General features: G+C 72.1%; 12 protein-coding genes. 7 read left to right on the top strand and 5 right to left on the bottom strand.

From position 1 onward, the window contains the following. Nucleotide 1 precedes the first annotated feature (1 nt). Entirely contained in the window at nucleotides 2-2,863 is a 2,862-nt protein-coding gene (locus ABD831_RS04550; protein ID WP_344942152.1) for a glycoside hydrolase family 38 N-terminal domain-containing protein, read from the bottom strand. A 104-nt stretch (nucleotides 2,864-2,967) separates the two neighbouring features. Between ABD831_RS04550 and ABD831_RS04545 the strand changes: the two genes are divergently transcribed. Together ABD831_RS04545 and ABD831_RS04540 are read left to right on the top strand one after the other, a co-directional pair. Next, complete coding sequence (locus ABD831_RS04545) at nucleotides 2,968-3,288, top strand: PadR family transcriptional regulator (protein ID WP_344942150.1); 321 nt, start codon at nucleotides 2,968-2,970, stop codon at nucleotides 3,286-3,288. Beyond that, a complete protein-coding gene (locus ABD831_RS04540; RefSeq protein ID WP_344942148.1) occupies nucleotides 3,285-3,659 on the top strand; it encodes a hypothetical protein in 375 nt (124 codons plus the stop codon). Before ABD831_RS04545 ends, ABD831_RS04540 begins: the two co-directional genes overlap by 4 nt. Before the next feature lie 21 nt (nucleotides 3,660-3,680). Here ABD831_RS04540 and ABD831_RS04535 read toward each other — a convergent pair whose 3' ends face one another. Both ABD831_RS04535 and ABD831_RS04530 read right to left on the bottom strand, forming a co-directional pair. Further along, nucleotides 3,681-4,070 carry a tautomerase family protein gene (locus tag ABD831_RS04535; RefSeq protein WP_344942145.1) on the bottom strand — a complete coding sequence of 130 codons (390 nt, stop codon included), beginning with the start codon at nucleotides 4,068-4,070 and terminating at the stop codon, nucleotides 3,681-3,683. A 221-nt stretch (nucleotides 4,071-4,291) separates the two neighbouring features. Continuing rightward, a complete protein-coding gene (locus tag ABD831_RS04530) occupies nucleotides 4,292-5,941 on the bottom strand; it encodes an HNH endonuclease signature motif containing protein (protein ID WP_344942142.1) in 1,650 nt (549 codons plus the stop codon). 133 nt (nucleotides 5,942-6,074) lie between these two features. Here ABD831_RS04530 and ABD831_RS04525 point away from each other — a divergent pair, with 133 nt between their 5' ends. Together ABD831_RS04525 and ABD831_RS04520 are read left to right on the top strand one after the other, a co-directional pair. Beyond that, nucleotides 6,075-6,986 carry an SPFH domain-containing protein gene (locus ABD831_RS04525; RefSeq protein ID WP_344942137.1) on the top strand — a complete coding sequence of 304 codons (912 nt, stop codon included), beginning with the start codon at nucleotides 6,075-6,077 and terminating at the stop codon, nucleotides 6,984-6,986. Next, nucleotides 6,983-7,189 (top strand): type II toxin-antitoxin system antitoxin, encoded by a 207-nt coding sequence (locus ABD831_RS04520; protein ID WP_344942134.1) that lies wholly within the window; start codon nucleotides 6,983-6,985, stop codon nucleotides 7,187-7,189. Before ABD831_RS04525 ends, ABD831_RS04520 begins: the two co-directional genes overlap by 4 nt. A gap of 75 nt (nucleotides 7,190-7,264) precedes the next feature. Here ABD831_RS04520 and ABD831_RS04515 read toward each other — a convergent pair whose 3' ends face one another. Beyond that, a complete protein-coding gene (locus tag ABD831_RS04515; RefSeq protein WP_344942131.1) occupies nucleotides 7,265-8,032 on the bottom strand; it encodes an SDR family NAD(P)-dependent oxidoreductase in 768 nt (255 codons plus the stop codon). A gap of 267 nt (nucleotides 8,033-8,299) precedes the next feature. Here ABD831_RS04515 and ABD831_RS04510 point away from each other — a divergent pair, with 267 nt between their 5' ends. From ABD831_RS04510 to ABD831_RS04500, 3 genes are all read left to right on the top strand, one after another. Then, on the top strand, nucleotides 8,300-9,766 hold the full coding sequence (locus ABD831_RS04510) for an alpha/beta hydrolase (RefSeq protein WP_344942128.1): 1,467 nt from the start codon (nucleotides 8,300-8,302) through the stop codon (nucleotides 9,764-9,766). Nucleotides 9,767-9,917: 151 nt separating this feature from the next. Further along, complete coding sequence (locus ABD831_RS04505; RefSeq protein WP_344942125.1) at nucleotides 9,918-10,571, top strand: glycosyltransferase family protein; 654 nt, start codon at nucleotides 9,918-9,920, stop codon at nucleotides 10,569-10,571. Nucleotides 10,572-10,607: 36 nt separating this feature from the next. Then, on the top strand, nucleotides 10,608-11,096 hold the full coding sequence (locus tag ABD831_RS04500) for a glycosyltransferase (protein WP_344942122.1): 489 nt from the start codon (nucleotides 10,608-10,610) through the stop codon (nucleotides 11,094-11,096). A gap of 91 nt (nucleotides 11,097-11,187) precedes the next feature. Here the strand turns inward: ABD831_RS04500 and ABD831_RS04495 are convergent, their stop codons facing one another. Continuing rightward, a complete protein-coding gene (locus tag ABD831_RS04495; RefSeq protein WP_344942119.1) occupies nucleotides 11,188-12,210 on the bottom strand; it encodes a LacI family DNA-binding transcriptional regulator in 1,023 nt (340 codons plus the stop codon). Nucleotides 12,211-12,303 lie beyond the last annotated feature (93 nt).

Raw genomic sequence — 12,303 nt, 5'->3', positions numbered from 1 at the left:
GTCATGACCTGAGCGGCGCCCCGATGTCGACCCTCACGGCGGCGATCTCCCACGGACGCAGCGGGACCCTGACGCGACCATCGGCCGTGACGAGGCCGCCCTGGTCGCCGCCCCGGCCGTCGACGAGGGCAGCGGCGGTGACCGGCACCGCGTCCGAACCCAAGACGGCGACGGTGGGCTGGGCCGACATGTTGACGACGCGCACCTCGACAGCCGTGTCGGCGTCGGCGCGGCGTCGCAGTGACACGAGGTCGACGCCGGCGCCCAGGAGACTCAGTCCCTCGACGGACGGCAGCGGCCCGTCCGCGGGCCCGGCCCCGCGGGTCACGACGACCGGGTGGAGGTAGGCCTCGGTCGCCTCGGCGACGCCTGCCGCTGACCACGATCCCTGGTGCGGCATGACCGCCAGTGACAGGTGGCACGGCCCGAGCGCCTGGGCGTCAGGGGTCGGCAGCTGGGGGCCTGCCGGTTCGCTGCGGTAGGGGTGCACGTTGCGGCTGAGGTAGCCGATCGACCGCAGCACCGTCACGGCGATCTCGGTGCCCCCTGCCGTTGCATCGGGCGAGTCCGGCGAGTCGACGACCTCGTACTCCACGGTGCGACCCAGCAGGACCGCGACGCCGCCCGCGTCGACGAAGCGCTCAGCTGGGAAGGTCGGCAGCGGGTGCTCCCCGACGGGGCCCGCCTCGGCGGTGCGGCCCCGCTCCACGACGGCGAGCTGCCCCTGGGCGTGCGACACCGTGGCCGGCTCGGCCGTGGGCACGTGGAGGCGCAGCCGGTGGTCGCGGGTGACGTTCTGCCAGTCGAGCCGGAGCCTGACGAAGGGCTCGCCGGCCCGCAGCTCGACGTGCATCGCCACCGCGGTGGACTCGGTCGCGTCGGACCGTCCGGCGAGGTCGCTCGTGACGGGGAGCTCGTAGCGCCGGTCGACGCGGAGGGCGCCGACGACCGGACCCTCGCTGCCGAGGGCCACCACCGACACCCGCGCCGGCTCGCCGACGAGCACGTCGTGCGCCGGCGGCGCGTAGTTGTAGGAGTCGCCCGGGTCGCCTCCGTCGACGAGCCGCCCCACCCCGCGCAGGGTGACCCCGTCGGCGACGACCGTCAGGGTGCCGTCGTCGTCGACGTGGACCTGCACGAGGCCGTTGTCGAGCTCGCGCCCACCCTGTCGTATGCCGTGTCGCCCGGTCTCGCTCGTCGATCCAGCTGGAGCGGGTGTCGTCGATGACGTCGGGCCAGCCGTTGGAGACTCCGCGGTCGGTGTGGGGAGCGCAGGCGGGGTCACCTCGGCGACGCGCAGCGCGGCCCAGCCGAGAGCCGGAGCGGGCACCACGGCCGCGAGACGGCGTCGGGGCTCGTCCTCGGTGACGACGTCCCACACCGTGCCAGGGCCGGATTCGGTTGCAGCGCTGCGCAGCCGGGCCTCCGCGGCGATCGCGTCGAAGTCCGGGTCTCCGTGGTCGGCGAGGTGGAACGTCAGGCGACGGGCTGCGGCGTCGATGTCGATGCGGTCCATCTGGAGCCCGAACAGCTCGCGGTCGTGCACGCGGTGCATGAGGCGCGGGAGGTCACCGGCGGGGACCGTCTCGCGCGCGAGCTCGGCGGGGGGCCGGGAGACCTCCTGGGCGGGAACCACTCGGCCGCCGGGCAGCTCGAAGCCGACCGCAGCCCAGTGCGCGGGCACGGGCAGCGTGAGGTCGATGACGTCATCTCGTTGTGCCGCAAGCGGATTGGCGATGACGACCGATCCGGCCGGGCTCAACGCCTCGGCTGCGGTGAGGGCCCGGTCGCGCACGGCCTGCGCGGCGTGCTCGCCCTCCTGGAGGCGGGCCAGGACCTGGACGGCGGTCTCGTCAACCCCGCACCCGGTCACGGAGTCGTGGCACGAGGAGTCGACGACCCGGCGCCAGGCCATCGCGAGGTAGTGCGCCGGCAGTGTCTGCAGGTGCAGCGCCGCGAACGGCTCGGCATAGCGGGTCAGCAACCGCTCGGTGCGGGCCATCGCCTCTTTGAGCTGCCAGCGCACCGAGAGCACGCCGGGCAGGATGTTGGCGCGGGCGTGGCTGCGCAGCTCTCCGTCGACGACGCGCAGGGCCTCGCGTGGGTGGCGCGCCTGTGCGAGGTACTCGGTCAGGGTGGCGACTTTGATGCGAGGCCCGTCCGGGTCGCTGTCGACCTGCGCCACCTCGCTCATCAGCGAGGGCAGGGGAGCGGCGTGGTCGGTGCCGTACATCGCGAGGAAGTCCCCGGCATACCACTGCGACTGCGTGGCGAGGCGCGCGGCGAGGCGTTCGGCTGCGGCGCCGCTGCCGAAGACGTCGGCGGCGTTGCCGTAGCTGTTGGCGAGGAACTCGGTGCGGATGCCGGTGCCGTCGGGGGAGCGCCACCAGAACTCGTGGCTGTCGACCTCCGCCGGCACGCCGCGCCAGACGACGGCCTGCTCGATGCCGATGTGCCGAAGCAGCTGGGGCATCTGTGCGCAGTGGCCGAACATGTCGGGGAGGTAGCCGATGGGCATCACCGGACCGAGGCGGGCGGCGTCGGCCCAGCCCATCTCGAGGTTGCGGATCATCGTCTCGCCCGAGCAGAGGAACTCGTCCATGAGCACGCGCCACGGCCCGATCGCCAGCTGCCCACGGGCGACGAGGGCGCGCACCGCCTCGGTCTGCTCGGGGCGCACCTCGAGGTAGTCGTCGACCGCGGCCATCTGCCCGTCCATGGTGAAGCGGAAGTCAGGCTCCCGTTCGGCCCGCGCGACGACGTCGTCCATGAGGTCGACGAGGCGGAGGCGGAAGCGCTGGAACGGCTCGTACCACTCACGGTCCCAGTGCGTATGGGGCACGAGCCACACCATTGCGGTCATGGCTCACGATCATGTCAGCCGAGACGTTCCGGTTGCCTGATGCGCGCTGACCTCTTGTCATAGGCCTCTTGTCCCGACCCTCTGACCCTAAGTAGAATACGACCATGCCCCCGCGCATGACCATGGCCACCCGATCGGTCCTGGACGTCCTGTTCAGTGACCTCGGGGCCGACTGGTTCGGGTCGCAGATCGGCCGGCTCGCCGGACTGCCGAGTGGGACGGTCCACCCGATCCTGGCCCGCCTGGAGAGAGTCGGCTGGCTGGAGTCCCGATGGGAGGACATCGATCCGAGCAAAGAGGGACGGCCGGCGCGCAGGTACTACCGACTCACGGAGTCGGGTGCCACCCAGGCGAGGAGGGCCATGGCGTCCGCGCGTCGGCCGCAGCCCGGCTTCGCTCCGATACCAAAAGAGGGTCTGTCATGAGAAGGAAGATCCAGCGGGCGTCGGTCCGCTTCGCCGTCGCGGCGATGGAGCGGGCGACCGTCGGCCTCCCCTCCGAGACGCGCGACCGCTACCACGACGAGCTGGTCGCCGAGATGCACGGGCTCGGACGCGTTGCGGCGTGGCGCTATGCCGTCGGGGTCACCGCCTCGGCGCCCACGATGTATGCCGCGCTGACGGATGGAGGTCCGAAGCCCGAGCCAGCCGTCCACCTGCCCCTCGGCTGTCGCATCAACACCCGACACGTCTGGAGGACGACCCACACGCCGGACGGCAAGCTCTATCGCGCCTGCGCCCGGTGCGGCAAGGAGTACGTCCCCATGGGTCCAGGGACCGGCTTCACCTGGGGCTGAGCCGGCCCCTGGACCGGCAGGTCAGAGGTCGCCCTCGAGGAACTGGGCGCGACCGAGCCCGAACGACCAGTCGGCCGGCGTGTTCTCCACGACGGAGATGACGAGATCGGTCGGAGCGAGACCGCAGCGCGCCTCGAGCTGCTCGGCGAGCGCGGCGTAGACCGCCTTCTTCTGCTGCTCGTCGCGGCCCTGCTGGGTGATCTGGATGACGACGACGTCGTCGGTGCGCTCGAAGCCGAGCCCGGTGTCGAGGGCGATGATCCGGCCGGGACGGTGCTCGTGGATGACCTGGTAGCGGTCGCGCTCGGGCGCCGCGAAGTGCTCGACGAGGACGTCCTGCACGGTGTCGGCGAGGCGGCGGAGGTCCTCGTCGGACCGTCCTTCGATGACGTCGATGCGCACGAGAGGCATGGTGGCTCCTTGGCTGGGTGGGCGAGTCGACCCACGTCGGCTTCTGGGCACTCGGCTTCTGAGCACTCGGCTTCTGAGCACTCGACTCTGAGCACTCGCCTCTGAGGCGTCGGCCGACGAGGGCGGCTTCATTCGTACCCGACTGTCCTGCGTGTGGCTCCCAGTGTCCGTCGGGCATGCCTCAGCCCCCGCCGGCGTCGGCGGGGAGCGGGGCGAGGGATTCAGGTGTGCCAGGTGACGCCCGAGCCGGTGACCGTCGCCGTCAGGTCTCGGTCGTGGACCTCGGTGTGGTGCTTGCGGCACAGCAAGGCCCCGGACTCGACGGTGGTGTGGCCACCGCGGCTCCAGTGGACCGTGTGGTGGGCGTCGCACCAGCTCCCGGGCACGGTGCAGCCCGTCCAGGTGCACTCGCGGTCGCGGGCGATGAGCGCGAGGCGCTGCGCCCGGGTGTAGAGCCGCTCACCGCGGCCGACGTCTAGCGGCTCGCTGTCGCCGCCGAGCACCATCGGGATGATTTCCGCGTCGCAGGCCATCCGTCGCACGACACCCGGCGACAGCACGTCGCCCGACAGCGTGATGCCGGAGCCGGACCCTGCGCAGCCGTCGACGGCACTCTTGCGCCGGAAGGCTTCGGGGACGTTGGGGTTCAGGTCGCCGAGGAGAGTGTCGAGGTCGATGAGGACGACGACCTTGGCCTTGTCGGTGGTGGGCACGCCCTTGGCTGAGGCGACCCCGCGCTGGACCATCTCCAGCAGCGCGTCCATGCGGCGCCGTGCGGGAGCCCGCTCGTCCTCTGCGATCGTGCGCCCGTCCTCGTCCTTCTCGGGGCGAGGGACGGACAGAGGGTCGATGGCGGACTTGAGGATCGCGGCACCCTCGGGGTCGAGCACTCCGCGCAGGCCCACCATCCCGGTGGCGTCGGGCTGGGTGAACCACAGCCCGCGGGCGTCGCGCCGGCCCCGGTCCAGCGCGTCCTCGTCGCGGGGCGGCCGGACCTGCTCGGTGTGGTGCCGGACGAGTCGGCTCAGCTCCTCGGGCCGGAGCTGCCGGGCCTGGTCGATGAGGTCGTCGATCGCGGTCGCGAGGTCGTCCGGGTCGGCGACCGGAGCCGTGCGCGTGTCGAAGTCGACGATCTGCGCCGCGTTGCCGACGGTGACCTGTTGCGTCGCGACGAGCAGGCGCAGGCGCGACCACTTCGCGTCGGCCAGAGCGGTGCCGACGGCGACGAAGGCCTTGGCCTGCCCCGCCGTCAGGGAGGCGTCGTGGCTGCGGAGCCAGTCGGCGCGGGACAGCCCGTCGGGTGCGTCGAGACCCCGCGCCACGAGCTCGGACACGATGTTGACTAGCGTGACCTCGTGGTTGCGGCGCTGACGCGCGACCCTCTCAGCCGCGGCGGTGAGGTCGGCGCTCGCGTGCCGGTCGAGGGTGAACCCGACGAGCGCATCGACGGCGATCGCCTCCTGGCGGTCGCGGTCAGCGCTGTCGTCGACGTGCGTTGCCGCCTGCTCGGCGACGGATCGGATCCAGGCCGGGTCGTCGACCATCTCGTGCCACTCCGCCTCGGACAGCGGCCGCAACGCATCGACGTCGAGCGCCTCCAGGCTCTCCCCCGACCACTCGGACCACGGCCCGTGCGCGGCGGTGACCGGCCGCGACTCCGGGGCCACCCGACGGCGTCGCCGGCGACCTGCCCGGCTCGCGTCGCCCAGGGGCGCGCACGAGGCGTCGGGCGCGGACGGCGGTGACGGCATACGCCCCGCGAAGCGCTCCCAGAAGTCGCTCGCGGACGTGCCGCCGCTGGAGCGCTGTCGCGCTTCCATGTCGGCGAGCTGGCTCCTCAGGAGCTCGAGCACGTCTGCGTCCCCTGCCATGAAACGACACTACGGGCGACCACCGACAGCCCCCTCCGCCGCGGGCGTGCACCGAGCGTGCTCGAGGTCTTCCATCCAGGACCGTCAAAGTGCTATCACGGTGATATCAGTTTCTTCGCGTTCAGGAGGCATCATGAGCTCCACCCCGAACCCAGCCCCGACCCAACGTCCCGTCGGTCACCAAGGGGTCCGCGTCGAGATCACGCAACGGCCGGCGCTCGCCCTCAACGGCTGGTTCGGCGTCATCGTCGTGGCGGCATCCGGCCTGGGCATCGCCAACCTGCTCACCACCGACAACACGAGCCTGCTCTGGCTGCCGATCCTCGTCGCCGCTCTCGTGCTCTCTGCGCTCGTCGTCGTGCCGCCGGGGCAGTCGCAGGTCGTGCAGTTCTTCGGGCGCTATGTCGGCACGGTGACTCGGCCCGGCTTCTGGTGGGTGCTGCCGCTGACGATCCGCCGCCAGGTCAGCATTCGCGTGCGCAACTTCGAGACCAGCCGGCTCAAGGTCAACGACGCCGACGGCAACCCCGTCGAGATCGCCGCCATCGTCGTGTGGCAGGTGGCCGACACGGCGCGCTCGACGTATGCCGTGGACGACTGCGTCAACTTCGTCACCGTCCAGGCCGAGTCGGCCCTGCGTCACGTCGCCAACACGCACCCTTACGACGTCGTGGAGGGCGTGGGCACGTCGCTGCGTGGCTCCACCGACGTGGTCGCCGACGAGCTGGCGGCCGAGGTGGCCCAGCGCGTCTCGGTGGCCGGCGTCGAGATCGTCGAGGTGCGCATCTCGCACCTGGCGTATGCCCAGGAGATCGCCCAGGCCATGCTGCGTCGCCAGCAGGCCAACGCGGTCGTGGCCGCGCGCAGTCGCATCGTCGAGGGTGCCGTGGGCATGGTCGAGATGGCACTCGCCCGGCTCGCCGAGCACGACATCGTGGATCTCGACGAGGAGCGCAAGGCCTCGATGGTCAGCAACCTGCTCGTCGTGCTGTGCGGTGAACAGCCGCCCACGCCGGTCGTCAACGCAGGGTCGCTCTACACGTGAGCCGCCGGCAGGTGCTGCTCCGTCTGGACCCCGCGGTGCATGATGCGCTGGTGCGCTGGGCCAACGACGAGCTGCGCAGCGTCAACGCGCAGGCCGAGCTCATCCTGCGGCGGGCGCTCTCCGAGGCGGGCCGGATGCCCAAGCATGCCGGCCCGCTGCCACAGCGGGGACGCCCGCGGCGGAGGCCGGCCGAGACCGACTGAGCAACGCCCGGCTCATCTCGCCGGGGGTGCCGCTGGGCGTCGCCGGGCGCCGCGCAGGCGCCGCGCTGGCCCCGGCTACAGCCCGACCGAGCCCTGCATGATCCCGCCGTCGACGAAAACCGTTGTGGCTGTGGCATATCCGGCACGGTCAGAGGCGAGGAAGACGACGGTCTCGCCGATCTCGTCGGGCTTGGCGACGCGTCGCAGCGGGATCGCCGCGTCGAGGGCGGCCAGCTTCGTCGGGTCGGCGGTCGTTGTGGCGTTGATCGGGGTGTCGACGGCGCCGGGGCCGACCCCGACGACGCGGATGCCGTGCTGCCCGAGCTCGACCCCTGCGGTGCGGGTCAGCATCCGCATGCCGCCCTTGCTGACGCAGTACGGCGTGTTGCCCGGCATCGGCCAGTCCTCGTGCACCGAGGTCACGTTGACGATGACGCCGCCCCCGCCCTGGGCGATGAACTGCTTCGCCGCGAGCTGGCTGCCGAAGAAGGCGCTCTTGAGGTTGATCGCGAGCACGCGGTCGTAGGCGTCCTCGTCGGTGTCGAGCAGCGCCGTGCGCGTCTCGATCCCGGCGTTGTTGACCCACACGTCGATGCGGCCGTATGCCGTGACCGCCGCGTCGACGAGGCGCCGCAGGTCCGCGACCTTGCTGACGTCGGCGTCGACGCTGATCGCCTCCGAGCCCCCGCGGGTCACGACGTCGTCGACGGACTGGGCATCCTCGGGTCGCGTCACGTAGTCGATGACCACGTTGGCGCCCTCGCGGCCGGCGACCTTGCAGATGGCGGCGCCGATCCCGCTGTTGCCGCCGGTGACGACGACGACCTTGTCCTGGAGCAGCATGGTCAGTTCTCCTCGGGTGGCGCGGGCCGCGTCGGCGAGTTCACCATGACCGTCACCATAACCAGCCTCGCTGGGCGCGAGCGGGAGCGGCCGCCTGGTCGCCGTTCGGTGTCGGCGCCGCCCGGCGGTCCCCGGGCGACGCCCAAGCGACGACCGGTGACGACCGGCAGGACCTTCGCCTCTGGGTGAGGCCCCCGCCGAGCCCGCACGCTGAGGGCGAGGAGGTGGCAGGTGGGGCGTTGCGCGCGTCGCATCGAAGTCAGGGCCGTGGCGGCAGCGGCCGTGGCGGCCCTCTCACTCACGGCCTGCACCACCTCGCCCGGCCAGCCGTCGGCGCAGCGCACGACCACCGTGCGGACCCTCGCCGGGGTGCCACTGGTGCCGTGCACGATCAAGGGGGAACGCCCCACGCCCGCAACGGCATCCGCGCTCTGCGGCACGCTGAACGTCCCCGAGGACAGGGCCAAGCCGACCGGTCGGCAGCTCGCCCTCCGGGTGGCTGTCGTCCCCGCGAGCGGGTCGCGTGCGTCGGCGGATCCGGTCTTCGCCGTGGCCGGCGGGCCGGGTCAGGCGAGCACGCAGTTCTTCGCATGGTTCCCGGCGGGCTACCCGGAGCTGCACGCCACCCACGACATCGTCCTCGTCGACCAGCGCGGCACGGGCGCGTCCAGGGCCGTGAGCCTCCCGCCGCTGCCGACCACCACGGGCCTGTCCCCGGCGGCCGCGGACGCCCGGCTCGCGACGTGGGCACGCAACGGTCTCCGCGGGGTCGGTGTCGACCCGCGCCAGCTCACCTCGACGGTCGCGGCGGACGACCTCGACGCGGTGCGTGCCGCCCTGGGCTACGACACGATCGACCTCTACGGAAGCTCGTACGGCGCCACCCTCGTGCAGTACTACCTGCGCCAGCACCCCGAGCGCGTGCGGGTCGCGGTCCTCGACGGAGGCACGCCGGTCGACGTCCCGGTCTTCGAGCGGATGGCGGCCAGCAGTCAGGCGGCGCTCGCGCTGCTGCTGCGGCGCTGCGCAGAGGACCGCGCCTGTCACGGGGCCTTCCCGCGCCTCGACGCCGAGTGGCGCGAGGTCCTGGCGCGGTTCAGGACACCCGTTCGGGTCGTCGACCAGGCCTCGGGACAGTCCGCGGTCATCGACCAGACCATGCTGGCCGAGGCGATCCACGCAGCGCTGACCACCGAGGCGGGCGCGGCGAACGTGCCTCTCGCCATCCACCTCACGGCGGCCGGGAGGTACGTCGAGGCGTCCGCACTGATCGGCGTCGACGACACGAAAGAGCCGAGCCTGCTCATGGCCGACGAGATCCTCTGCTCCGAGGCGTGGGCGCGGTACGACGCCGGGGAGGTGGCGAGGCTCGGCGCCGGAAGCTATGCCCTGCCCCTCGAGCTCGCCCGGGCGCAGGAGCGCGCGGCCATGTGCGCCCACCTGCCGCGTGGCGTCGTGCCATCCGGGGACGCCGATGCGGTGCGGACCGACGTCCCCCTGCTGTGGCTCGCCGGTGACGGCGACCCGCAGGACCCGCCGTCGGGCCTCGCGGGGGTCGCGGCGCAGCAGCGCCACAGCGCGGTGGTCGTCCTGCCGGCGCAGCAGCATGTCGTGGGGCACCTCGGCTGCCTGCCCTCCGTGGTTGCGGCCTTCGTCGCGGCGGGGAGCGTCGACGGGCTGGACACGGCGTGCGTGGCGGTGGGGTCGCCGGCGCCGCCCTTCCGCCTGCGGTAGCCGATCACCGGAGGCCGCCCGCGTTGCTGCACCGACTGCACCACGTCCGTATGCCGTGTCGCGCAGCGGGCCGGACACCGCCACCTCCGCGCTGGCTCAGGTCACCTGCGAGGCCCTTTCGCAGGCTTGGCGGCGGTGGGATCGTGGGCGGATGAGGGTGCTCTTCGCGGCAGTGCCCGCCCATGGACACACCTATCCGCTCGTGCCGCTGGCCGTCGCGTTCCAGAGTCTGGGTGCGGAGGTCCTTTTCGCCACCGGGTCGCAGTTCCAGGACCGGCTGCCCGTGCCGACTGCCCTGGGCGCCGAGCCCGGCTGGCGTCTGGTCGACGGCCACGCCGAGGCGTTCCGGGACCGGCCCGGTGGCCGACCGCCCGACGACGACTTCGCCCAGGTGCTCTTCATCGACATCACCAGCCCGCACCTGCTCGAGCCCACCAGCGCGGTGGTCGAGCAGTGGCGGCCCGACCTCGTGGTCGTCGAGCAGACCAACGTCGCGGGCGTCGTCGCGGCCAAACGGGTGGCTGCCCCGACAGCTCTCTTCAGCGTCGTCGGCTGGGGTCCGCGTTGGGACGGCGTCTACGACGCAGCGATCGAACGTTGGGGCCCCGAGCTGCGCGGCATCGACGGCTCGGCCGTGGGCGCCCTGACCGACCTCGTCGACGTCTATCTGGAGGCGCACCCGGCGTTCCTGCGGGAGGCAGGAGCGGGCTCGGAGGATGCAGCGTTCGGGTCGCTGGCGCCGTTCCCGACCCTCGACCTGGCGCCGCATGCATGGTCCGAGCCGGGTCCGCCGCTCCCGAACTGACTCACGAGGGATCGGGAGCCAGGCGACGCACCGAGGGTGCTGCTGACGCTCGGGACGATCTTCGGCAACATCGCCACGCTCCTCGCGGTCGCCGACGAGGTGGTGGCCGCGGGCTGCGAGGTCCTCGCCGTCACGGGTCGAGCGGACCTGGCTGACGTCGCCCATGAGCACCCGTCGGTGCATGTCGAGGCCTTTGTCGACCAGGTGTCGGTGCTGGGGCACGTCGACCTCGTCGTGCACCACGGCGGCTCCGGAACCCTCCTCGGTGCCGTCCAGCACGGGCTGCCACAGGTCGTGGTGCCGCAGGGCGCCGACCAGTTCTGGAACGGCAACCGTCTTGTCGAGCAGGGCGCTGCCCGGGTCGTGCTGCCCGGCGCGGCTCCCGGCAGCGTCCGCGCTGCGGTCACCGCCCTCGTCGATCCGGCGGCGCTGGAGCGAGCGGCAGCGCGGCGGCTGCAGGCACACCTTGCCGAGCTGCCCGAGCCCGCCGTCGTGGCAGCCGAGCTCATGCGCCGCTGGGCCTGATCTTCCGATGCGGGCGACCGCCGGTCAGAGCGCTGACGCCCGGGACCCAGCGCGGCGTCCTGTCAGAGCGAGGAGCGACCGGCGGCGTCCGTCAGGTGAGGGGCCGGATGGACTCGCGCACCTGGATCGGCATCTCGACGAGGTGCTCGCCGGGCGTCGGCGTGGGGTCGAGCAGCAGCTCCAGGGCCTTGCGCCCCATCTCGAGGTAGGGCAGCTGCGCCGTCGTGAGGCCCGGGCGCATGTAGGCGGCGATCTGGTCGTCGTCGAAGGACGCGACCGACAGGTCGTCAGGGATGCGAAGTCCCTTCTCCTGCATGGCCTGCTGGGCGCCGAAGGCGACGCGATCGTTGAGGCAGAGCAGCGCGGTGACCGGAGCTCCTGACGCGAGCACCTGCTTCGTGGCGTCGTAGCCGTTCCACGGCTCCCAGTACTCGAAGTCGGCGACCGCGACTGGCTTCACACCGGCTTCATCCAGTGCGCGGTGGATCCCGTTGAAACGGCTGCCGATCGTCACCGAGATCTTCGGATCCGTCCGCGCCACAGGCGCATTGCCGATGATGGCTATGCCGTCGCCATGGCCGGCATCGAGCAGGCGGCGGGTCATGGCATAGCCAGCCTTCTCCTCTGCGGGCAGCACGGCGACGGGGACGTCGGGGTTGACGCAGTTGACGGTGACGGCGCGCATGCCCTCGGGCAGGGTCGGCAGGTCGATGAGTCGCGCCGACAGGGCACCGAAGATGATGCCGTCGACTTGGCGGTCGACCATGGCCTCCATCGCCTTGCGCATCTGCTTGGGGTGCTTGAAGGTCTCGGCGATGAGCACGCCGCGGTCGCGCTCGTCGGCGGTGTCGAGCAGACCGCGGATCATCGCCGAGGCGAAGCGCGTGACTGTGACGTCGTCGGAGATGAAGCCGACCGTGCCCGTCGTGCCCAGCCGGAGCGACCGCGCCTGCGCGTTGGGCCGGTAGTTGAGCTCTCGTGCGGCCTCGTGGATGCGGGCGACGGCGTCGGCCGACAGTCGCGACCCGGGGCGCTCGTTGAGCACGAGGCTGACGGCCGTCTTGGACAGCCCGGCACGCGCGGCGACGTCGGCGAGGGTCGGTCGCTTGTTCACTGACCCCCCTGATCTCGTCTCGTCGTCGCAGGCGTGCGTATGCCGTGTGGCCCCCTTCGGAGGGACTTGGCGTCAGCCTACCCCACGGTAGGG

Source organism: Terrabacter ginsenosidimutans (assembly GCF_039539425.1).
Classification (GTDB): domain Bacteria; phylum Actinomycetota; class Actinomycetes; order Actinomycetales; family Dermatophilaceae; genus Terrabacter; species Terrabacter ginsenosidimutans.
Note: the sequence above shows the minus strand (reverse complement) of the source record. Positions and strands in the feature narration are given on the sequence as shown.

Excerpts from the sequence above, each read along its gene's own strand:
- ABD831_RS04505 (WP_344942125.1), top strand. The coding sequence starts at position 9,918 with ATGAGGGTGCTCTTCGCGGCAGTGCCCGCCCATGGACACACCTATCCG.
- ABD831_RS04525 (WP_344942137.1), top strand. The coding sequence starts at position 6,075 with ATGAGCTCCACCCCGAACCCAGCCCCGACCCAACGTCCCGTCGGTCAC.
- ABD831_RS04530 (WP_344942142.1), bottom strand. The coding sequence starts at position 5,941 with ATGGCAGGGGACGCAGACGTGCTCGAGCTCCTGAGGAGCCAGCTCGCC.
- ABD831_RS04550 (WP_344942152.1), bottom strand. The coding sequence starts at position 2,863 with ATGACCGCAATGGTGTGGCTCGTGCCCCATACGCACTGGGACCGTGAG.
- ABD831_RS04545 (WP_344942150.1), top strand. The coding sequence starts at position 2,968 with ATGCCCCCGCGCATGACCATGGCCACCCGATCGGTCCTGGACGTCCTG.
- ABD831_RS04515 (WP_344942131.1), bottom strand. The coding sequence starts at position 8,032 with ATGCTGCTCCAGGACAAGGTCGTCGTCGTCACCGGCGGCAACAGCGGG.
- ABD831_RS04540 (WP_344942148.1), top strand. The coding sequence starts at position 3,285 with ATGAGAAGGAAGATCCAGCGGGCGTCGGTCCGCTTCGCCGTCGCGGCG.
- ABD831_RS04535 (WP_344942145.1), bottom strand. The coding sequence starts at position 4,070 with ATGCCTCTCGTGCGCATCGACGTCATCGAAGGACGGTCCGACGAGGAC.